Annotated in this window: 23 protein-coding genes and 2 tRNA genes; 14 read left to right on the top strand and 11 right to left on the bottom strand. The window is 54.9% G+C overall.

Going from position 1 to position 20,749, the window contains the following annotated elements; all coding sequences use genetic code 11:
• Positions 1-304 precede the first annotated feature (304 nt).
• Positions 305-1,078: a C40 family peptidase gene (locus ENTMO_RS0110615; RefSeq protein ID WP_010430310.1), complete on the top strand. Its 774-nt coding sequence runs from the start codon at positions 305-307 to the stop codon at positions 1,076-1,078.
• A 123-nt stretch (positions 1,079-1,201) separates the two neighbouring features.
• Entirely contained in the window at positions 1,202-1,783 is a 582-nt protein-coding gene (gene sodB / locus ENTMO_RS0110610) for a superoxide dismutase [Fe] (RefSeq protein WP_010430307.1), read from the top strand.
• 37 nt (positions 1,784-1,820) lie between these two features.
• Here sodB and ENTMO_RS0110605 read toward each other — a convergent pair whose 3' ends face one another.
• Together ENTMO_RS0110605 and cydH are read right to left on the bottom strand one after the other, a co-directional pair.
• Entirely contained in the window at positions 1,821-2,987 is a 1,167-nt protein-coding gene (locus ENTMO_RS0110605) for an MFS transporter (RefSeq protein ID WP_010430305.1), read from the bottom strand.
• Positions 2,988-3,152: 165 nt separating this feature from the next.
• Positions 3,153-3,242 (bottom strand): cytochrome bd-I oxidase subunit CydH, encoded by a 90-nt coding sequence (gene cydH / locus ENTMO_RS25920; protein WP_042717882.1) that lies wholly within the window; start codon positions 3,240-3,242, stop codon positions 3,153-3,155.
• 297 nt (positions 3,243-3,539) lie between these two features.
• Between cydH and purR the strand changes: the two genes are divergently transcribed.
• Positions 3,540-4,565 carry an HTH-type transcriptional repressor PurR gene (gene purR, locus ENTMO_RS0110595; RefSeq protein ID WP_010430302.1) on the top strand — a complete coding sequence of 342 codons (1,026 nt, stop codon included), beginning with the start codon at positions 3,540-3,542 and terminating at the stop codon, positions 4,563-4,565.
• 16 nt (positions 4,566-4,581) lie between these two features.
• On the opposite strand, the gene punR is transcribed toward purR, so the two are convergent.
• Positions 4,582-5,493, bottom strand: a complete 912-nt coding sequence (punR, locus tag ENTMO_RS0110590; protein ID WP_010430299.1) for a DNA-binding transcriptional activator PunR — start codon at positions 5,491-5,493, stop codon at positions 4,582-4,584.
• A 114-nt stretch (positions 5,494-5,607) separates the two neighbouring features.
• Between punR and punC the strand changes: the two genes are divergently transcribed.
• Both punC and cfa read left to right on the top strand, forming a co-directional pair.
• Positions 5,608-6,807: a purine nucleoside transporter PunC gene (punC, locus tag ENTMO_RS0110585; RefSeq protein ID WP_010430296.1), complete on the top strand. Its 1,200-nt coding sequence runs from the start codon at positions 5,608-5,610 to the stop codon at positions 6,805-6,807.
• 299 nt (positions 6,808-7,106) lie between these two features.
• Positions 7,107-8,255 (top strand): cyclopropane fatty acyl phospholipid synthase, encoded by a 1,149-nt coding sequence (gene cfa, locus ENTMO_RS0110580; protein WP_010430293.1) that lies wholly within the window; start codon positions 7,107-7,109, stop codon positions 8,253-8,255.
• 31 nt (positions 8,256-8,286) lie between these two features.
• On the opposite strand, the gene ENTMO_RS0110575 is transcribed toward cfa, so the two are convergent.
• The gene (locus tag ENTMO_RS0110575; RefSeq protein ID WP_010430291.1) at positions 8,287-8,928 is read right to left on the bottom strand and encodes a riboflavin synthase; all 642 of its coding nucleotides are present in this window, start codon (positions 8,926-8,928) and stop codon (positions 8,287-8,289) included.
• Positions 8,929-9,153: 225 nt separating this feature from the next.
• On the opposite strand from ENTMO_RS0110575, the gene mdtK reads away from it, so the two are divergent.
• The 4 genes from mdtK (at position 9,154) to ENTMO_RS0110555 (ending at position 12,548) form a co-directional block, all read left to right on the top strand.
• Positions 9,154-10,527 carry an MdtK family multidrug efflux MATE transporter gene (gene mdtK / locus ENTMO_RS0110570; protein ID WP_010430289.1) on the top strand — a complete coding sequence of 458 codons (1,374 nt, stop codon included), beginning with the start codon at positions 9,154-9,156 and terminating at the stop codon, positions 10,525-10,527.
• Positions 10,528-10,680: 153 nt separating this feature from the next.
• A tRNA-Val gene (locus ENTMO_RS0110565) sits at positions 10,681-10,757 on the top strand.
• A gap of 4 nt (positions 10,758-10,761) precedes the next feature.
• A tRNA-OTHER gene (locus ENTMO_RS0110560) sits at positions 10,762-10,833 on the top strand.
• 119 nt (positions 10,834-10,952) lie between these two features.
• Positions 10,953-12,548: an FAD-NAD(P)-binding protein gene (locus ENTMO_RS0110555; protein ID WP_010430286.1), complete on the top strand. Its 1,596-nt coding sequence runs from the start codon at positions 10,953-10,955 to the stop codon at positions 12,546-12,548.
• Between the two features lie 28 nt (positions 12,549-12,576).
• Here ENTMO_RS0110555 and ENTMO_RS0110550 read toward each other — a convergent pair whose 3' ends face one another.
• Together ENTMO_RS0110550 and ENTMO_RS0110545 are read right to left on the bottom strand one after the other, a co-directional pair.
• Entirely contained in the window at positions 12,577-13,212 is a 636-nt protein-coding gene (locus ENTMO_RS0110550) for a carbonic anhydrase (protein WP_010430283.1), read from the bottom strand.
• 72 nt (positions 13,213-13,284) lie between these two features.
• Entirely contained in the window at positions 13,285-14,067 is a 783-nt protein-coding gene (locus ENTMO_RS0110545) for an MBL fold metallo-hydrolase (protein ID WP_010430281.1), read from the bottom strand.
• Positions 14,068-14,192: 125 nt separating this feature from the next.
• Here ENTMO_RS0110545 and ENTMO_RS25915 point away from each other — a divergent pair, with 125 nt between their 5' ends.
• Positions 14,193-14,333, top strand: coding sequence for a hypothetical protein (locus ENTMO_RS25915; protein ID WP_010430278.1), 141 nt, complete (start codon positions 14,193-14,195; stop codon positions 14,331-14,333).
• A 37-nt stretch (positions 14,334-14,370) separates the two neighbouring features.
• Here the strand turns inward: ENTMO_RS25915 and ENTMO_RS0110535 are convergent, their stop codons facing one another.
• The 4 genes from ENTMO_RS0110535 to ENTMO_RS26260 form a co-directional block, all read right to left on the bottom strand.
• Positions 14,371-14,850 (bottom strand): GlcG/HbpS family heme-binding protein, encoded by a 480-nt coding sequence (locus ENTMO_RS0110535; RefSeq protein ID WP_029485050.1) that lies wholly within the window; start codon positions 14,848-14,850, stop codon positions 14,371-14,373.
• Positions 14,851-14,944: 94 nt separating this feature from the next.
• Positions 14,945-15,556, bottom strand: coding sequence for a response regulator transcription factor (locus ENTMO_RS0110530; RefSeq protein ID WP_010430272.1), 612 nt, complete (start codon positions 15,554-15,556; stop codon positions 14,945-14,947).
• Positions 15,549-16,874 (bottom strand): sensor histidine kinase, encoded by a 1,326-nt coding sequence (locus tag ENTMO_RS0110525; protein ID WP_010430269.1) that lies wholly within the window; start codon positions 16,872-16,874, stop codon positions 15,549-15,551. The genes ENTMO_RS0110530 and ENTMO_RS0110525 overlap by 8 nt, the downstream gene beginning before the upstream one ends.
• 105 nt (positions 16,875-16,979) lie before the next feature.
• Positions 16,980-17,147: a hypothetical protein gene (locus ENTMO_RS26260; protein ID WP_010430268.1), complete on the bottom strand. Its 168-nt coding sequence runs from the start codon at positions 17,145-17,147 to the stop codon at positions 16,980-16,982.
• A 247-nt stretch (positions 17,148-17,394) separates the two neighbouring features.
• Between ENTMO_RS26260 and ENTMO_RS0110515 the strand changes: the two genes are divergently transcribed.
• Genes ENTMO_RS0110515 through ENTMO_RS0110500 form a run of 4 tightly spaced genes read left to right on the top strand, consistent with a single transcriptional unit; the run spans position 17,395 to position 20,458 of the window.
• The gene (locus tag ENTMO_RS0110515) at positions 17,395-18,225 is read left to right on the top strand and encodes an ABC transporter substrate-binding protein (protein ID WP_029485049.1); all 831 of its coding nucleotides are present in this window, start codon (positions 17,395-17,397) and stop codon (positions 18,223-18,225) included.
• Position 18,226: 1 nt separating this feature from the next.
• Positions 18,227-19,042 (top strand): amino acid ABC transporter ATP-binding protein, encoded by an 816-nt coding sequence (locus ENTMO_RS0110510; RefSeq protein ID WP_010430263.1) that lies wholly within the window; start codon positions 18,227-18,229, stop codon positions 19,040-19,042.
• Entirely contained in the window at positions 19,042-19,788 is a 747-nt protein-coding gene (locus tag ENTMO_RS0110505; protein ID WP_010430261.1) for an amino acid ABC transporter permease, read from the top strand. Before ENTMO_RS0110510 ends, ENTMO_RS0110505 begins: the two co-directional genes overlap by 1 nt.
• On the top strand, positions 19,772-20,458 hold the full coding sequence (locus ENTMO_RS0110500) for an amino acid ABC transporter permease (protein WP_010430258.1): 687 nt from the start codon (positions 19,772-19,774) through the stop codon (positions 20,456-20,458). Before ENTMO_RS0110505 ends, ENTMO_RS0110500 begins: the two co-directional genes overlap by 17 nt.
• On the opposite strand, the gene fumD is transcribed toward ENTMO_RS0110500, so the two are convergent.
• Positions 20,439-20,648, bottom strand: a complete 210-nt coding sequence (gene fumD, locus ENTMO_RS0110495; RefSeq protein WP_008500615.1) for a fumarate hydratase FumD — start codon at positions 20,646-20,648, stop codon at positions 20,439-20,441. The two genes, ENTMO_RS0110500 and fumD, sit on opposite strands and share 20 nt — an antisense overlap.
• Positions 20,649-20,749 lie beyond the last annotated feature (101 nt).

Here is a 20,749-nt window from a genome sequence, read left to right as displayed (position 1 = left end):
TCTGACATTGTAGCGGTTCAGACAGACATCGGAAAATAACATTTTTGTCACGTTTTACTATTTTAACGGCTAACGCTAAAAGATGCATCGCAAATGACGTTTATCCCTGTTTGCAGTACAGTTTTGCTTAGGGAGTGAACAATAGTGCGACAGAACGATGAATTTTTTTGCACTTGCTAACGAAACATGATTTTAGAATGAAAAATGCTATTAACTTCTCGGGTTTTTATGGATTAGAATCGACAGGCTTTGTAAATCATACGCGGGTATTATTGATGGCCTGCATCAATCAGGGGACTGCCCAGTGGCGCGGATAAATAAAATCTCGATCACGCTCTGTGCTTTACTGTTTACATCACTCACTTTCACGCCAGCGGCGAACGCCTCTGAACAGGCGCGGCATTCTGCTGTACAAAAATCGCATCTGGTTAAGTCCACAGAACGTAAGAAAAAAACCACCAGCAAGACCGTAAAGAAAAAAACACCCACACAGACCAAAAAGACCGCCTCCAGTAAGACGAAAACATCCCCAATCCACACCGCACATTCTAGCCGACGTAAAGCCTCGCAAACGGCCGCCAACCTCGTGACAGAAAAATGCACTACCCGTAAAGGTCACAAAGCGAAGTGCACGAAAGTCACGAAATTAGCCGAAGTGCATAAAGTCCGTATGCAGAAAGCGCAAAAAACGGCGATGAATAAATTAATGGGGCAAATAGGTAAACCGTATCACTGGGGTGGCACTTCTCCACGAACGGGTTTCGATTGCAGTGGCCTGGTGTATTACGCATATAAAGACCTGGTGAAGTTCCGTATTCCGCGTACCGCCAATGAAATGTACCACCTGCGCGACGCCGCACCGGTCAATCGTGGTGATCTGGAGAACGGTGACCTGGTGTTCTTCCGTACCCAGGGTCGCGGCACGGCTGACCATGTCGGGGTCTATGTCGGCAACGGAAAATTCATTCAGTCACCGCGTAGCGGCCAGGACATCCAGATTACCTCACTCAGTGAAGACTACTGGGTTCGTCATTACGTTGGCGCGCGCCGTGTGATGACGCCAGAAACCATTCGCTAACCCCTGCCCTGTCGCTCGCGTGGCAGGGTAAGTTCCTCTTTTGCATACTCTTTCAATTTGCTATCCTTTCCCTGTTGTCTGTAGGGTTATTGACAACGTACAAATAAAATAAGGAGAGAAGCAATGTCGTTCGAATTACCTGCACTACCGTATGCAAAAGACGCCCTGGCACCACACATTTCTGCGGAAACGCTGGAGTACCATTACGGCAAACATCATCAAACCTATGTCACCAATCTGAACAACCTCATTAAAGGTACCGATTTCGAAGGCAAAACGCTGGAAGAGATCGTCCGTAGCTCAGAGGGTGGCGTGTTTAACAACGCGGCTCAGGTGTGGAACCGCGCCTTCTACTGGCACTGCCTGGCGCCAAATGCCGGTGGTGAACCTGACGGTGAGCTGGCGAGCGCCATTAACGCCGCTTTTGGCAGCTTCGCGGACTTCAAAGCGAAGTTTACCGATGCGGCCATCAAAAACTTCGGTTCCGGCTGGACGTGGCTGGTCAAAGAAGCGGATGGCAAGCTGGCTATCGTTTCCACCTCTAATGCGGGTACCCCGCTGACCACCAGCGCTAAACCGCTGATGACCGTGGACGTATGGGAACACGCTTACTACATTGATTGCCGTAACGCGCGTCCTAACTATCTGGAGCACTTCTGGGCACTGGCTAACTGGGACTTTGTGGCGAAGAACTTCGCCGCGTAAGAGACACGCAGAAGGGTTCGCCCTTCTGCGTTTTTGTTTATTCCGCCGCGCAGGCAGCTTCTGGCTGTTTACGACCGGACATCAGCACTAACAGCAGGCCGAGTGCGGCAATAATTGCCCCCATCACCGGCACAAAACTGTATCCCAGCCCACCGGAAATCACCGCCCCGCCCGCTGCAGCCCCCAGCGCATTACCCAGGTTAAACGCACCGATATTCACGGAAGAAGAGAGACCTGGCGCTTCATGGGCGACACGCATCACCCGCATCTGAAGCGGTGGTACCACGGCAAAGGTGGCAGCACCCCACACGACCATTGCGATCGCAGCACCCCATTCGTTGCGTGCCAGCCACGGGATCGCAATCATGATGACAATCAGCAGGGTTAAAAAGCCTTTCAGCGTACCGCTCACGGAGCGATCGGCCAGTTTCCCGCCCAGATAGTTACCGATAGAGAAGCCCACGCCTATCAGCACCAGCATCGCGGTAATAAAGATCGGCGTCGCGTGGGTAATATCGTGCAACACCGGTGAAATATAGGTGTAGAGGGTAAACATCGCACCGGCCCCCAGCACCGTGGTCAGCAGCGCGGAAAGCACCTGAGGACGCATCAGCACCGACAGCTCTTTGCGCACGTCAGGACGTTCCCCGGCGCTCCCCTTCGGTAAGGAGAAGAACAGCGCCACCATCGCCACCACGCCCAGACCTGCAGTCGCCAGGAAAGACATTCGCCAGCCAATGACTTCACCCAGCCAGGTGGCCGCAGGCACACCGCCTATGTTGGCGATCGTCAGCCCCATAAACATGGTCGCCACCGCGCTGGCCTGCTTGTGCTTCGGAACCACGCTTGCCGCAACAACCGAGCCCAGACCGAAAAATGCGCCATGGTTCAGGCTGGTCAGAATACGCGACAGCATCAGAGTGGTGTAATCCGGCGCAATCGCGGAGAGCACGTTGCCCAGCGTAAAGATCGCCATCAAAAATATCAGCGCATTGCGACGCGCGCGGTGCGACAGCAGCAGCGTCATCAGCGGGGCCCCGACCATCACGCCGATGGCATAGGCGCTGATTAACATCCCGGCCGCAGGAATAGAGACGTCTACACCGCGTGCGATAACAGGCAGTAACCCCATCGGGGAGAATTCAGTGGTGCCAATCCCAAAAGCGCCAATCGCCAGGGCCAGCAGAGGAAAATTGATTTTCATGAGTCAACTCCGGATGCCGTGTCATCACGCGACACAGAACTAAGAAGTCAAAAGCATGACATCAATCACAAAATTTGAGAAGTTAACATTTTGGCAAAAGATTTTTGCCGGAGAGGTAACAATAGGAAGAAAATGAGGAGGGAGAAGACTCTCCCCCCGCGTAAATCAGTGCAGCGCAGCCGTCAAACCACCGGCAACAATCAATGCCAGCACGATAAAGGTGGTCACCAGCGAAAACTTCAGATCGGAACTCATCAATTTTTCTCCTTTTAATCACCCCACGAAAAGTGAGCTTGCTCATTTTTACACAGTTTACGTCAAAAATCTTCCTGGATTTAAACTGATATCCACTTTAGCTCTTCCCCTTTTCATCAAGATAGGACAAAATTCCACGCTAAATTTATTAGCGTACCGGCCATTGACCCCCTCCTGACGTCCTGTGTCGTTTTCCCGGCGTGTCGCAACTCAAGATTGCGTAATAAGGGTGAGAGAAGGCAAACGTTTACCTTCAAGTTTTTCAGGAGTTTAGGATATGGTCTGGAGTGACATTGAATGGCAACAATAAAAGACGTAGCAAAACGCGCAAACGTTTCCACTACAACCGTATCACATGTAATTAACAAAACCCGCTTCGTCGCGGAAGAGACGCGCAACGCCGTCTGGGCGGCGATCAAGGAGTTACATTACTCCCCAAGTGCGGTTGCGCGCAGCCTGAAGGTGAATCACACCAAGTCGATTGGCTTGCTGGCGACCAGCAGTGAAGCGGCCTATTTTGCCGAAATCATCGAAGCCGTTGAGAAAAACTGCTTCCAGAAAGGCTATACGCTGATTCTGGGCAACGCGTGGAACAGCATTGAGAAGCAGCGCGCCTACCTGTCGATGATGGCGCAAAAGCGCGTCGATGGCCTGCTGGTAATGTGTTCCGAGTACCCAGAGTCCGTACTTTCCATGCTGGAAGAGTACCGCCACATCCCGATGGTGGTGATGGACTGGGGCGAAGCGCGCGCGGACTTCACCGATTCCGTTATCGATAATGCCTTTGAAGGCGGCTATATGGCCGGTCGTTATCTGATCGAACGCGGTCACCGCGAGATTGGCGTGATCCCGGGTCCGCTGGAGCGCAACACCGGTGCGGGCCGTCTGGCCGGGTTTATGAAGGCAATGGAAGAGGCGCTCATCACCGTGCCGGAAAACTGGATCGTTCAAGGCGACTTTGAGCCGGAATCCGGTTACCGCGCAATGCAGCAGATTGTCTCCCAACCGCATCGCCCGACGGCTGTTTTCTGTGGCGGCGATATTATGGCGATGGGCGCACTCTGCGCCGCCGACGAGCTGGGCCTGCGGGTGCCGCAGGATATTTCCGTAATCGGGTATGACAACGTGCGTAATGCGCGCTTCTTCACCCCGGCGCTGACCACCATTCACCAGCCAAAAGACTCGCTGGGCGAAACGGCTTTCAACATGCTGATGGACAGGATCGTCAACAAGCGTGAAGAATCCCAGTCGATTGAAGTTCACCCGCGCCTCATCGAGCGCCGCTCCGTGGCGGACGGTCCTTTCCGCGACTATCGCCGTTAATCGCTTACGGAGCCAGTTATGCTGGCTCCCGTAGCCACTCCCGATTCAACGTTTCACTGTCTCCCAGATAATCCAGAAGCCAGGCCATCGCAGGCGATACGTCGTTTTGCTGCCAGGTCAGACAGCAGGCCGCATCCGGGAACGGATTTTCCAGCGTCAGCGCTGTCCACTCTCCGGTATCGATGCGCGGACGCGCGAAGTGAACGGGCACCATCGCCACGCACAGCCCCGCAGAAAGACAGGTTGCCGACGATTCCCAGTCAGGGGCCACCACGCGGCGCTGGTTGTCCAGGAGCCAGGTGATGCGCTTGGGCAGCGAGCGCGAGGTATCTTCCAGCACCAGCGACGGCCAGTTGCGCAGCGTGTCATCGCTGAGCGGGCCTTCCATTGCCGCCAGCGGATGTTCGCGGGCGACAACGCAGGTCCAGCTCAGCATCCCCATGTCGCGAAACGCATAGCGTCCCCCAACGGGGATCGCCTGCGTAGCACCAATCGCCATCTCCACCCTGCCATCCGCCAGCGCATCCCAGACGCCGTTGAATACCTCCTGGGAGACCCGCAGTTCGACATCAGAAAAATGACGATAGAAATCCACGATCATTTGCCGGGTCCGTTCCGGCTTAACGATATTATCCACCGCAATGGAGAGATGGCCTCGCCAGCCGTTAGCGATCTGCTGACACTGCTCGCGGGTGATCTGCATTTTTTTGATGACAGAACGCCCTTCCTTCAAAAACCACGCGCCTGCAGGCGTTAATTCCACGTCGCGATGACGCCGCTCGAACAGCGGAACCGCCAGCCACTCTTCCAGCTGACGCACGGTGTAACTGATCGCCGAGGGTACGCGGTGTAACTCCTGCGCGGCACCGGTGAAACTGCCGTTACGGGCAACAGCATCCACAACTTCAAGAGAATAATCTGACCACATGTTCTGCCTGCAAAAAATTTGAATGCACTCAGCAAATATTAGCGTTTCACAAGCCGCTTTGCACTCCCTACACTCTGCGCCAACGTACACCTGCCTCCTCAGGAGAATAAAACAATGCAACCCAGGAAAGGATTTTTAGTCTGGCTCGGCGGCTTAAGCGTGCTGGGCTTTTTAGCGACCGACATGTATCTGCCCGCATTTGCCGCGATGCAGGAAGATTTGCAAACCCCCGCAGCCGCTATCAGCGCCAGCCTGAGCCTGTTCCTCGCCGGTTTTGCCTTCGCACAACTCCTCTGGGGGCCACTCTCCGACCGCTTTGGTCGTAAACCCGTGCTGCTGCTGGGTCTGGCTATTTTTGCCGTGGGCTGCCTGGGCATGCTGTGGGTACGCGATGCTACCTGGCTGCTGGTACTGCGATTCATTCAGGCCGTTGGCGTCTGTGCTGCAGCGGTCACCTGGCAGGCGCTGGTGACCGATTATTATCCTGCATCCCGCACTAACCGAATTTTCGCCACCATTATGCCGCTGGTCGGTCTCTCGCCTGCCCTTGCACCGTTGCTCGGAAGCTGGATCCTGGCCCATTTCGACTGGCAGGCGATCTTCGCCACGCTCTTTGCCATCACGCTGATACTGATGCTGCCTGCGTTTTTCCTCAAGCCTGCGCATAAAAAAGAGACGCATCCTGACGCGAAGCCGATTACCTTTGCCTCGCTGCTGCGTTCAAAAGCGTATCGTGGCAACGTCCTGATTTACGCGGCCTGTTCCGCCAGTTTCTTCGCGTGGCTGACTGGCTCGCCGTTCATTCTGCACGATATGGGATACAGCCCGGCGGCAATCGGCCTGAGTTATGTTCCACAGACCATCGCTTTCCTGGTCGGCGGCTACGGCTGTCGTGCAGCGCTGCAGAAGTGGGAAGGCCAGCAGATGCTGCCCTGGCTACTGGTGCTGTTCGCGTTAAGCGTTTTCGGCACATGGGCCGTCGGGTTTATTCCGGGTACGGGCCTGACCGAAATTTTGATTCCGTTCTGCGTCATGGCGGTCGCTAACGGTGCTATTTACCCAATCGTGGTAGCGCAGGCGTTACGTCCGTTCCCACAGGCGACGGGACGCGCCGCCGCGCTGCAGAACACGTTACAGCTGGGTCTGTGCTTCCTGGCGAGTCTGGTGGTCTCTGCGTTGATTGCCACGCCGCTCCTGACCACCACCAGTGTGATGCTGGTGACCGTTGCGCTGGCTGCCCTTGGCTACCGTATGCAGTCTTCCGCTCAGCGCGAGCAGAATGCGCGGCAGAAAGTGGAAACGTCGCACGCATAATCGCACCAGAAATTATGTTAAGACACAGTGATTAGGTTGCTAAGAATTTTCTATTGAATCACCAAATTTTGAGGCCTATACTAAATTTGGTTCGATTAAATACGATAAATATTAAGTGTTAACGGGAGCCGGAGTGCTCCCGTTTTACCATGGAAGGCTTTTCGGCAAGGGTTATCTCCCTTCCTCTGTTCTACGTCGGATATTAGCCTCGCGGGCATTTACCGTGAGATTTCTCACAAACCCAAAAAAGCGTCTACGCTGTTTTAAGGTTCTGATCACAGCAAGGTGATGGAGAAGCTATGAGTTCATCGTGTATAGAAGAAGTCAGCGTTCCGGACGATAACTGGTCCCGGATCGTCAGTGAACTGTTGGGGCGTGCGGGCATCACGATTAATGGGTCTTCCCCCGCCGATCCGCAGGTCAAACATCCCGATTTTTTTAAACGCGTCTTGCAGGAGGGATCGTTAGGCCTGGGCGAAAGCTATATGGACGGCTGGTGGGAGTGTGAACGGCTGGACATGTTTTTCTCCAGCGTATTGCGCGCCGGTCTTGAAAATCAGCTCCCTCGCCACTTCAAAGACACGCTGCGTATCGCCTCCGCTCGACTGTTCAATCTGCAAAGTAAAAAGCGGGCATGGATCGTCGGTAAAGAGCACTACGATCTCGGTAATGACCTGTTCAGTCGTATGCTCGATCCCTTAATGCAATATTCCTGCGGCTATTGGAAAAAGGCCACAACGCTTGAAGAGGCGCAGCAAGATAAACTGCGTCTAATCTGCGAGAAGCTGCAGTTAAAACCGGGTATGCGCGTGCTGGATATCGGCTGCGGCTGGGGCGGTCTGGCGTATTTCATGGCGAAGCATTACGGTGCCAGCGTTGTGGGTGTGACGATTTCAGCTGAGCAACAAAAAATGGCTCAGACACGTTGCCAGGAGCTGGATGTCGATATTCGGCTTCAGGACTACCGCGACCTGAACGAACAGTTCGACCGCATCGTTTCCGTTGGCATGTTCGAGCACGTGGGTCCGAAAAACTACAGAACCTATTTTGACGTTGCCGACCGAAACCTGAAGCCTGACGGCATTTTCCTGCTCCATACCATTGGTTCTAAACGCACCGACAATAACGTGGACCCGTGGATCAATAAATACATCTTTCCGAATGGCTGTTTACCGTCCGTGCGCCAGATTGCTAACGCCAGCGAGCCCCACTTCATTGTGGAAGACTGGCATAACTTCGGCGCGGATTACGACACCACATTGATGGCATGGCACTCCCGTTTTCAGGAAGCCTGGCCTGAGATTGCAGACAACTATTCCGAACGGTTCAAACGCATGTTTAGCTATTACCTGAATGCCTGTGCGGGTGCGTTCCGTGCGCGGGATATTCAGCTCTGGCAGGTTGTTTTCAGTCGCGGCATTGAACACGGATTACGTGTCGCCCGCTAAAAAAATAACCCCGGATATCCGGGGTTATTTTTTATTCTTCCTCAACGGCTTTTATTATCGCCGCCTCTTTTGCCGCCAGGACGCGTTCAACGGTATCCACAACCGCCTGGGTTTGCGGATCGATTTCGATATTCACGCGATGCCCCAGTTTTTTTGCGCCCAGCGTTGTGCGCTGCAGCGTTTCGGGAATTAAATGCACGCAAAAGCGCGTCGGCGTCACTTCTCCGACCGTCAGACTAATCCCATCAATACCAATAAATCCTTTATACAGGATGTATTTCATTAATGCGGGATCCTGAACTTTAAACCAGATTTGACGGTTATTTTCCGAGGTCACAATTTTTGCGACCTCGGCGGTGGTCATGATGTGGCCCGACATCAGATGGCCGCCGATCTCGTCGCTGAACTTCGCCGCGCGCTCAACGTTGACGGTATCCCCAACCACCAGTTCACCCAGGTTGGTGATACGCAGCGTCTCTTTCATTAAATCAAAGCTAATCTGGTTACCGTTAATTTCGGTCACCGTCAGGCAGCAGCCGTTATGTGCAATCGAGGCGCCGGTCTCTATGCCGTCGAGCATATATTCCGGCAGCTCAACCACGTGAGTTCGGAAATTGGGTTTTTCATCAATGGACACCACTTTGGCGGTGCCCTGCACAATACCAGTAAACATGCTTACAACTCCTGTTTTTTCCGGACGGTGGTGACACCGTTTAATCCCATCACAATAACAGTTGGAAAAACAGGTTGCCAGTGGAGCGCATTTTCTGGCGATTTTTTCACTAGATAAATAGTTAAAGCCCGCTACAATAGCTGGCACCCCCCTGCATTTTCTTCTTGCTGCCAGTTACGGCGGCTTTTTTAGTCTCTCAAATAACTACAAAATAAAGGTGTTCACGTGCAGAAGTACATGAATGAAGCGCGCCAGTTATTGGCACTGGCTATACCAGTGATCATCGCGCAAGTGGCCCAAACCGCAATGGGATTTGTGGATACGGTAATGGCAGGTGGCTACAGCGCCACCGATATGGCTGCCGTGGCAATCGGCACATCTATCTGGCTACCGGCCATCCTGTTTGGTCACGGTTTACTGCTCGCGCTCACGCCAGTTATTGCACAGCTGAACGGCTCGGGCCGCCGCGAGCGCATTGCCCACCAGGTTCGCCAGGGTTTTTGGCTGGCAGGGTTTGTCTCCGTGCTGATTATGGTGGTGCTCTGGAACGCCGGGCATATCATCCGCGCGATGCATAACATCGACCCGGCGCTGGCGGATAAAGCCGTGGGCTATCTGCGCGCGCTGCTCTGGGGCGCGCCTGGCTACCTCTTTTTCCAGGTCGCGCGTAACCAGTGTGAAGGTCTGGCAAAAACCAAGCCCGGTATGGTGATGGGCTTTATCGGTCTGCTGGTCAATATCCCGGTGAATTACATCTTTATTTACGGCCACTTCGGCATGCCGGAACTGGGCGGCGTCGGGTGCGGCGTGGCGACGGCAGCCGTTTACTGGGTGATGTTCTTCTCGATGATCACCTTTGTAAAACGCGCCCGTTCCATGCGCGATATTCGCAACGAGAAAAGATTTAGCACGCCGGACTGGAACATCATGACGCGCCTGGTGCAGTTAGGGCTGCCTATCGCGCTGGCGCTGTTCTTCGAAGTGACCCTGTTTGCCGTGGTCGCCCTGCTGGTCTCCCCGCTGGGCATTATTGATGTCGCGGGCCACCAGATTGCGCTGAACTTCAGTTCCCTGATGTTCGTCCTGCCGATGTCGCTGGCCGCGGCGGTGACGATTCGCGTAGGGTTCCGTCTGGGCCAGGGGTCAACGCTAGATGCGCAAACGGCCGCCCGGACCGGGCTGGGCGTCGGCGTCTGCATGGCCGTCTGTACGGCGCTCTTTACCGTTGCATTACGCGAGCAGATTGCGCTGCTCTACAACGACAATCCGGAAGTCGTCACGCTGGCGTCGCACCTGATGCTGCTGGCCGCGATTTACCAGATCTCTGACTCCATCCAGGTGATTGGCAGCGGCGTGCTGCGCGGATATAAAGATACGCGCTCAATTTTCTTTATTACCTTTATCGCCTATTGGGTGTTGGGACTGCCGACAGGCTACATCCTGGCGCTTACCGACCTGGTGGTGGATCGCATGGGTCCGGCAGGGTTCTGGATGGGCTTTATCATCGGTCTGACCTCTGCGGCCATCATGATGATGCTGCGTATGCGTTTTCTGCAACGCCAGCCTTCTACGGTCATTTTGCAACGCGCCGCACGTTAAACAGGCAGTAGCCGCCAGCTGGCGGCTACTTTCTCTTCACTTTGCGCGGTAATGAAGCAATCGCGTGAATTCAGAGAGAAAAATGCGTTTTCCCTCTTGCCTCAACGATGCTGTGCCGCTAATATTCGTCCCCGTTGTCACCGACAACACGTTGCGTTCATAGCTCAGTTGGTTAGAGCACCACCTTGACATGGTGGGGGTCGTTGGTTCGAGTCCAATTGAACGCACCATTCTGCGTCCGCAGTTGGTTAGAGCACCACCTTGACATGGTGGGGGTCGGTGGTTCGAGTCCACTCGGACGCACCATTTCAGTCCTGAAATGGTGCAAATCCTCTCTTTATGTTCTGAATTATCTCAATCTCCTGATTTCTTAATTATTCTCCTGCTACGCTTTTCTCATGACAAAAAAAGCAGGAAGAACGCCGATGAAGAAAATCGCGATTATTGGCTCCGGCCCAACAGGGATTTACACCTTTTACGCACTGCTTAAAAATCCGCAGCCGCTTTCGGTCTCCGTCTTTGAACAAGCTGAGGAAGCTGGCGTGGGTATGCCCTATAACGACGACGAAAACTCTCGTCTGATGCTGGCGAACATTGCAAGCATTGAAATCCCGCCCATTTTTATGACCTATCTCGACTGGCTTAAGGGCCAGAGCGAAGCCCATCTGGCGCGCTTTAAGGTTGATAAAGCCCGTTTGCATGACCGACAGTTCCTGCCCCGACTCCTGCTGGGTGAGTATTTCCGCGACAGCTTTCTCACGGTTGTAAAAGAGGCTAAAAAATTAGGATTCAAGGTCGAGATCCACGAATCCTCGGAAGTCACAGATATCGAGGTCAACTCAAACGCCATCACGCTTTCAGTTAACGGTGATGCGCTCGCCGATCGGTATGACCTTGCGGTTATCGCCACCGGTCACGTCTGGCCAGACGAAGATGAAGCCACGCGCACGTTCTTCCCAAGCCCGTGGTCAGGACTCATGGACGCCGAAATCCGCCCCTGCAAGGTGGGCATTATGGGAACGTCTTTGAGCGGCCTGGACGCGGCCATGGCGGTGGTGATGCAGCATGGTCAGTTTGTGGACGACGCGTTCATTCTGGATAAAGGAAGCGAGGCGCTAAAAATTGTCCTGATGTCCCGGACCGGCATTTTACCAGAGGCCGATTTTTACTGCCCGATCCCTTACGAGCCGCTGTCGGTACTGACCGAATTCGTGGTTCAAACCGAGATTGCTAAAGGAGCAGACGGCTTGCTGGACCGCATCTTCGCCCTGATGGTTAAAGAGCTTGAACTTGCCGACCCGGCGTGGTGCGAGGCCATATCGCTGAGGCAACGGGACGCAGACAGCCTTCGCGAGGCGTGGTTTGAAGAGCGTAAACAGCACGGTCCCTTTACCTGGGCAGAAGAGAATCTTAAAGAGGTCGAGCGAAACAAACGTGAACGGCGCACCGTAGCCTGGCGCTATACCATACTTCGCCTGCACGAGATCGTTGCAGAAATCGTACCCGCCCTGAACGAAAAGGACAGAGCGCGGTTCAAAGCCGGGCTGGAGCGCGTGTTTATTGATAACTATGCCGCCATCCCCCCTCAGTCTATTCGCAGGCTGCTTGCCTTGCGCGAGGCGGGGATCATAAGCGTAGTGGCATTGGGTGAGGATTACACTCTGGATATCGGTAGTGCTGAAACGGTCATTACCACCAAAGAGCACCGCTACCGCTTCGACGTCTTTATTGATGCGCGCGGGCAGAAACCCCTCAAGACAGAAGATTTACCCTTCCCGTCCTTGCGTAAACTGCTACAAACGACAGGCGACGACATACCCGATGTTGGTGAAGATTACACACTGCTGGCACCCGATACGCTTCGCGGACGTATTGCCTTTGGTGCGATACCGTGGCTGATGCACGACCACCCCTTTGTCCAGGGGCTCGCAGAGTGCGCAGAGATTGGGGAAGCAATGGCAAAAGCGGCAAATAAACCTGCGTCGGTTACGCGCAAAAAGTTACCTTTTATGGATAACTGACAGGGCCTCCCTGCCCTGAACGGTCTGATTACTCGAAGAAAACCTCCGGGTTTTCAGACAGAGAGATAAAGGTTTTCGTCGCTTTATCCAGCGCGCGAATGTCACCGCTTTCAATGTCGTACACCCAGCCGTGCAGACGGATGGAATTATTACGCAGGCCCACCGCGACGGACGGGTGGGTCTTAATGTTGCTCAGCTGCGCAAACACGTTCTCCTGCACCATCGCATTCACTTTATCGATTGGCTGGTCCCAGGATTTCTTCTCCACCACGGCTTTAGCCGCATCAGAGTAGCGCAGCCAGTGGGAGACCGCAGGCATCGGCTCCAGGTTTGCATTGTCGGCAATCGCTTTCATCGCACCACAGTTAGAGTGGCCACAGATCACGATATCGGTCACGCCCAGCGCGACAACCGCGTATTCGATAGTGGCGGAGACGCCGCCTGGCTCTGGCCCGAACGGCGGCACAATATTGCCAGCATTACGAATGACAAAGAGTTGTCCTGGCTCTTGTTGCGTGACCAGTTCTGGCACCAGTCGGCTGTCGGAGCAGGAGATGAACAGCGCTTTGGGATTCTGGCTGGACGCTAAACTGCGGAAGAGCTCTTTACGTTGCGGGAAAATCTCTTTTTGAAAGCTGAGAAAACCTTCAATGATATGTTGCATAGCAATTTCTCTTTTATCTGTTGTAGTTTAGGTATGATCGCGATCACACTCGTAAAGTTTACCCACCGTGCTTTACTTCAGACAAGCAATATATTTTTGGCCCGACCGCTGCACAATATCGTCCGCGAAAGCCTGGATGTTCTGCCCCTCGAACGCGCCATACAGACGTTCAAATTTTCTGCCTTCAAGGCGATGGGTGACGGACGCTACGGTGTGGGCGGGTAGCGGAAGCATATTCGGATAGCTCCACATAAACGAAACGGCGTCTTTCCCCGGCGTGACCTGCAGAATATCCCCCGCCAGCAAAACCCCTTCGCCCTCCTGCCAGTGCAGCACCGTTCCGCCCGCAAAGTGGCCGCCGAGACGCAGCAACGTCACGGAGGGGGCAATCTCCGGCGTTTCGCCGTGCCAGAAGTGAATGGCCGGACTGTCGCGCATGACCCACTCCCGATCGCTCGCATGAAGATACACCGGCGCGTCGAACGTCTCCGCCCAGTCCTGCATGGTGGTGTAATAGTGAGGGTGTGAAATGGCGATGGCACTGATACCCCCGAGGGCGGCGATCAGCGTTCGGGTTGCCGGGTCGAGGTTGGCGATGCAATCCCACAGAATATTGCCGTGTGGGGTGCGCAGCAGCAGTGCCCGTTGATTGATGGCAAAGGCGGGCACCGTTTTGATGCTAAAGAGCTGCGGTTCAAGCTGCTGCCATTTGTTGGTATGCGTGGCAGTGACGGTTTCAAGTTCGGTCCACGCCTGCCCGGTAACTGGAACATACTGGCGTTCATCCTCGCAGACAGGGCATCTGTCGGGTTGATACGCATACGAGGTCCCGCAGGCTTTACAGAGTATAATCATGTGCTTTCCTCAGTGACAACGCACTGAGTATGGCAGGGATTATCCTTATGTGCTGCGAGGTACATTCCTGGTTTTTTTTGCCCTATACTGTGCCAGTATCAAAAACTGAACATAGCAGGTGCCACATGGAAATTGATCTCGATAACCTGGTCTTTAACGGACTGGATGAAGCAGAAGAGCGTAACGCCGAACGTCTGGACGACGCAGACAAAAAAGCGCAGGCGATGGTTGCCGATGATGACTGCGGCGACGCCTGCAAGATCTGATTGCAAAGCACCGGTAAAGCCGGTGCTTTTTTTGATGTTACTTCTTCAGCCCGTCAATGGCAGCCTGAGCACAGGCCTCATCCAGATGACCGCCCGGCGCCCCGCCGATACCAATCGCCCCGATCACCTCATCGCCCTCTTTAACGGGTAAGCCACCCGCCAGCAGCAGGAAGCCTGGGATATCACGCATATTCTGCGCACCCGCGTTGTTCTGCGCCGCTTCCATCACTTTGCCTGAGGCATTTTTCGAGCTGAGCGCCGTGAAGGCTTTCATTTCACTGGCTTTGACCGTATGTGGGCCCGCATTATCGGTGCGCTGTACCGCTTTCACCACACCCGCACGGTCAACCACGGTCACCGAAACCTGATAGTTCTTCGCCAGACACGCCTGAACGGCAGAGTTTGCCAGCGCATTGGCCTGTGCCAGGGAGAGATTCTTCTGGCTCACGGAATCTGCCTGCGCAGTCAGACTTACGCTACCCGAGACCAGCGCTGCCGCCATCATTAACTTTTTCATTGCATAACCTCGAATAGAATAACTGAAGACCATTCGAGGATATCGGGTCAGGCAACGACGCGTAATTCGGTTGATTACGCACGCATCCTGGTAATTATACGGATTGCAATTTATCGTACTCGCGGCTTGCCTGAACCAGGCTCGTGACGCCCAGCTTGGCAAACGCAGCTGCACGATGCGCTTCCACCGTGCGCGGCGACAGGTCAAGTCGCGCCGCCACCTCTTTATTGCTGAGCCCTTCCATCAACACCGCCAATACCTCATGTTCCCGCGCGGTGAGTTGTTCAAAGCGCGCTTTTATTCGTGAGAGCGCCTGCCAGTCGGCGAACCGTCGCTGGCTCTCCTCGCACGCCAGCCCCACGGATTCGATAAGCTTGTCCGCATCCAGCGGCTTGGTGAAAAACTCAAAGACGCCGTTACGGAACGCCCGGCGGCAGGCGTCGACGCTGCCGTGCCCGGTCATGATAATTACCGGCAGCAGAGGCCACGGCCACTCGCCCTCTTCCAGCCACGTCAGCCCCCCTTTTCCCGGCATGCGCATATCCAGTAGCAGGCAGCCGACGAGCGTTGAGTCCTTAACATGGGCCGTGGTAAACGCGTCGATACTCCCGAATGTCTTCACTTCCCAGCCCATGCCTGAAAGTAAAAATGCCATCGACTCTCTGATGGATTCATCGTCATCGATCAGCCAGATTATATTATCCATGCGTCGTCTCCTTTCCATTAGCCAGTTGCAGGACGATTCGCGCCCCTCCCTCCGGCGAATTCCCCAGCGTAATCGATCCGTTCATGCGCGTCATCAGTGACTCCGTTAAGGTCATCCCCAGGCCAATTCCCTCTTCTCTACCACTGTAAAACGGCATAAAGGCATTCTGTAGCGCCTCCGGGCTAAAACCGGGGCCGCCATCCGTCACGATTACCTGAATGCCATTTGCGCCTTTCCGGCTTTCGATCCGCACCCAACCCTGCGCGTTCGCCTGTTGAGCCTGAATCGCATTGCTGAGCAGATTGTGCAGGACCTGCTCAAGCCAGAGTCTGTCAGCCAGAACCGTCGTTGCCTCCGGTGTAAACGCATGGGTAACGATGATATGTTCAGCGCGTCTCTCGTGCTCCAGTAAATTCACAACCTGCTGCCAGCATTGCGCCAGGTCGGTTTCGCGCAGCGTCACTTTCTCCTGCACCACGTGTTCACGAAAACGGGTTAACAGGGCGCTGATACGCTGTGTTTGCACCAGCGCTGCTGCCAGTGCCTGGGACACCGCCTGTGGATTGTCCAGCTTTTGCTGTCGCTGCGCGCCCTGGATCCAGGTCTGCACGGCCGTGAGCGGCTGGTTGATCTCATGGACAATACCCGCAGTGATCTCCCCCAGCGTGTTGAGTCGGGCATGCTGGTAATACAAGGCGCGCTGCTCTGCGTCTCGTCTTGCCTTGCGCTGCCAGAGCGCCACGCTGCCCACCGCAATGACCACACCCCATCCAGTAAAGACTACCAGGAAGATAAACCACTGAATACCGAGCCAGTCTGGCTGAGCATCGGCTGAAAGCACGAAGGGTTGCGTTACCTGTGGGAAGGAGCGTGCCCAGTGCCAGAAGGCATCTGAAGGGTGTGGTTCGCTTCGCTTCGAATAATAGACGTCGAGGCGCTCAAAGGCATGATGCGTATTGAGTAGTGGGGCAAGATCAACCCGTACACGGATTTGCCGCCAGGGATTGTAGAGCCAGTATTGTCGATCGCTGGCGGGCTCAACGCGGGCGGCGTCCAGCGCGCGTCCGGTTGTTTTCTCCAGCGCAAGAAGATGGGGGAATTTTTTATTCAGTGCCGTGATATCTTCATCACCGCTCAGTAGCGGCAATACAGACTCGTTCTGGGTAAGGACGGCGCTAATCTCAGAAAAGAGCGCCGAATACTCCCGATCGCGCTCCCAGTACTGTCGGCGGATTTGTTCGGCATAGAGCAGGATACCGCTGACAAAGCAGACGGCGATCCAGACAATGATGGCGCGCGTGAACAGTGTGTTTTTCATTCCGTTAACTGGCAGGTGTTACATCCTGTCACATTAACAGTTAACGATTGTCATAACAAAAAAGCGCACAGCTCATTCCAGTACATTTCGCGCGTCCGGCGCAATTCAGCGTGACGTTTTATCATAGAACCACTCCGGATCGATGTTGGCAACGTCCACGCCATACAGGCTGGCGACAGGCAGTATCGACTCAAGAACCCGTTGCGCGCTGTTCTCCGCATTGACCTGCGGGGTCGGAAAAAGCCGCCGTAACGTGCTTATCCATTTTTTCATTGTCTTTACCCCTCTTCGCTTTGCCTGACCTAAGTTAAACACTCAACTTCAGCGCGAGGGAAATACCAATATCGTCTGTTCATGTGCAGTATCTGCAAATAGCGTCCCCTTTCATTTACCTGTTCATAACACCCTGTTCACTAATGCTTTTTTGCTTATAGCAAAGAACGATTTCTTATTTGGCGATAGCTTTCGCTTATGGGAGCGTAAAGGGACAAAACAAAAAACGACGGGATGACGTATGACTATGGCAGCAAAAACGAAAGGGTTTAACAAACGGACACTGGTTCTGGGATTACTGGCAGCCGGGAGCCTGCTTTCAGCGCAGGTACAGGCCGATCAGCTGGCGGATATTAAGGCCGCAGGGGTGGTGAAAGTCGCCACCTTTGACGCCAATCCGCCGTTTGGCTCTATTGATGCAAAGACGCACGACATCGTGGGTTACGACGTAGACTTCGCCAAAGCGCTGGCAAAATCACTCGGCGTGAAGCTTGAACTGGTTGCCACCAATCCGGCGAACCGAATTCCGTTGCTTCAGTCCGGTAAAGCAGATCTGATCGTGGCGGATATCACCATCACCCCGGAACGCGCACAGGTGATTGATTTCTCCACCCCCTATTTCGTGACCGGCCAACAGTTCCTGGTCCCCGCCAAATCACCCGATAAGCTGGATGAATACAGCCGGGCACGCATTGGTGCGGTGAAAGGGACAACGGGCGAGCAGGCGCTGCACCAGCGTTTCCCGCAGTCTCGCGTGCTCTCTTATGATGACATTCCTCTGGCGCTGACGGCGCTGCGCAACGGCAACGTGCAGGCCATCACCCAGGACAGCACTATTCTTGCAGGCCTGCTGGCACAGGCCCCGGATAAGGCGAACTTTAAAATCCTGCCCGACCTGCTCAGCAAGGAAGAGATTGGCGTTGGGGTGAAAAAAGGTGAAACCGCGCTGCTGAAGGCCGTTAACGATGAGCTGGTTAATCTCGAAAAGAACGGTCAGGCGGCAAAAATCTACGATGTCTGGTTTGGCCCAAACACGCCCGCTCCACAGCCTCGCGCCTTTAAAATAGAAGCCCAGTAATATGCTCTCAGGTTTATTTTCACACTCCGCGGCCGGTGCCGCGGATTTTTCACATCTGGAACACGCCAGCGTCGAGTTTCGTGACGTCGTAAAACGTTACGGCGACCATGAGGTATTAAAAGGCATTAACCTCAGCATTTCTCCGGGTGAAGTGGTGGCGATCCTCGGTCCATCCGGTTCAGGGAAATCGACGTTGATCCGTCTTATCAACCAGCTTGAAACCCTCAGTGACGGCGACATTCTGATTGATAACAAACCCACCGCCCGGCTTGCCACTGCGGCACTGCGCCAGTTACGCAGCCGCGTCGGTTTTGTGTTCCAGCAATTTAACCTTTACGCCCACCTCACCGCCAGCCAGAACATCACTCTGGCGCTGGAGCACGTTCACGGCTGGAAGCCGCAGCCCGCCCAGGAGCGCGCGCTGGCGCTGCTGGAAAAGGTCGGGATGCTGGAAAAAGCCCATCATTTTCCCGCACAGCTCTCCGGCGGCCAGCAGCAGCGCGTGGCGATTGCTCGCGCGCTGGCCTCGTCGCCGCAAATCATTCTCTTTGATGAACCGACGTCAGCCCTCGATCCCGAGATGATTGGCGAAGTGTTATATGTGATGAAAGCCCTCGCCCACAGCGGGATCACCATGATTGTGGTGACGCACGAGATGCAGTTTGCCCGGGAGATTGCTGACCGGATCGTCTTTATCGACGGCGGACACATTCTCGAAACCGCCCCGCCTGCGCAATTTTTCAGTCAACCGTCGCATCCACGCGCCCAACGGTTCCTGCAAAAAGTGCTCGACCCGCTTCACCAGGAGCCGCTGTAATGGCCGCGCTCGACTGGCAGGGAGTGCTGACCGGGCAACCTCTGCAGTGGATAGTATCCGGTTTTATCACCACGCTGTGGGTCACGCTCGCGGGCGTGGTACTTGCCACCCTGCTTGCGTTGTTTTTTCTGCTGCTTCGCCTCTCCGCAGGACGGTTCGGTCATGCCGTCGTCAGCGGCTGGGTGTCGCTGTTTCGCAACACGCCGCTGCTGGTGCAGCTCCTGTTCTGGTACTTCGCCGCCTGGAACGGGCTGCCGCTCGGGTTTCGGGACGTCGTGAATGCCAATCACGCCTGGTCGATTTTGCCCGGTGACGTCTGGTGGTTCACGCCTGAATTTTTATGTTCTGCCTGGGGGCTGGGCGTGTTCACCTCGGCCTTTTTAATTGAGGAGATTGAGTCCGGGCTGCGTTCCATCCCCAATGGACAGCGGGAGGCGGCGCTGGCGCAGGGGTTTTCTGCGTGGCGGTTATTTCGCTACATTCTGCTGCCGCAAGGACTGGCGAATGCCTGGCAGCCTGTCATCGGTCAGTATCTCAACCTGATGAAGCTCTCCTCACTCGCCAGCGGCATTGGCTTTGCCGAACTCACCTATCAGGTGCGGCAGATTGAAAGCTTTAACGCGCACGCGCTGGAGGCCTTTACCGTGGGAACCGCACTGTATCTGCTTACCGGCGTGCTAATGGGTATGCTACTGACGCGACTCGGCCCCCGCGCAGGGAGGACTCAGCATGATTGCCGGATTTAACGTGATTGTTGATAACCTGGATTATCTGCTGTGGGGACGTGCTGCTGCGGGTGAACCCGGCGGCGTGTTGCTCTCGCTGCTGATGGCCGCGGGCGCCGCCATACTTGCTCTGCCCTGCGGAATTGCGCTGGCGTGCGCCGCGTGGCGCTATCCCGGGCTTGTGCGTAAGGCGCTGTTCCTGTGGGCAGAGTTGATACGCGGCATTCCGCTCATCTTTGTGATTTTCTGGATGTGGTATCTGCTGCCCCTGATGACCGGCGGCGATCTGCCCGGCGCTCTTACCGTGACGCTGGCGCTGGCCTGGTTCACGGCGGCATCGGTCATGCATTCGGTACTCGCCGGACTAAACGCGTTGCCCGCCGGGCAATATGAAGCGGCACTGACTCAGGGATTCAGCACGCGGCAAACCTTGTGGCGCGTGCTGCTCCCGCAGGTGATGCGCAATATTCTGCCGTCTCTGGTGGGGATATTTATCAGCCTGCTGAAGGATACGTCGTTGGCGTTTATTGTGAACGTACCTGAACTGACCACCGTGGCGGGCCAGGTGAACAACCGGGTGCAAATCTACCCGGCGGCCATTTTTATCTTTACGGGGGTGGTTTACTACCTGCTGTGCTGCTCGCTTGAGCAACTCGCGAAGCGCTGGCGCATTACCCGGCCAGCGCTTTAACCACCGTTTCCATCGCTTCGGTTGTCAATTCACTGCGTTTGACGCGCTGGTTCGCCAGCGCGGTTCGCAGCACGCCGGCAATCACGATATGCTTTGGCTCCTGCCCTAAATCACGCATCTCAAGCACGACCTTCCCGACCACCCGGCACATCTCCTGGTAAAGCGCTTCATCTTTGGTCACGTTACCCATCGTCATCACTCCATTGCCTTTTAAACGTTGAGCTTAAATGATTCTCCTGCCGGATACAAAAAAGAAGCCCGACGAGAGACTCGCCGGGCTTCATCTGTAAA

It is taken from the genome of Enterobacter mori LMG 25706 (assembly GCF_000211415.1).
Lineage (GTDB): Bacteria > Pseudomonadota > Gammaproteobacteria > Enterobacterales > Enterobacteriaceae > Enterobacter > Enterobacter mori.
Note: the sequence above shows the minus strand (reverse complement) of the source record. Positions and strands in the feature narration are given on the sequence as shown.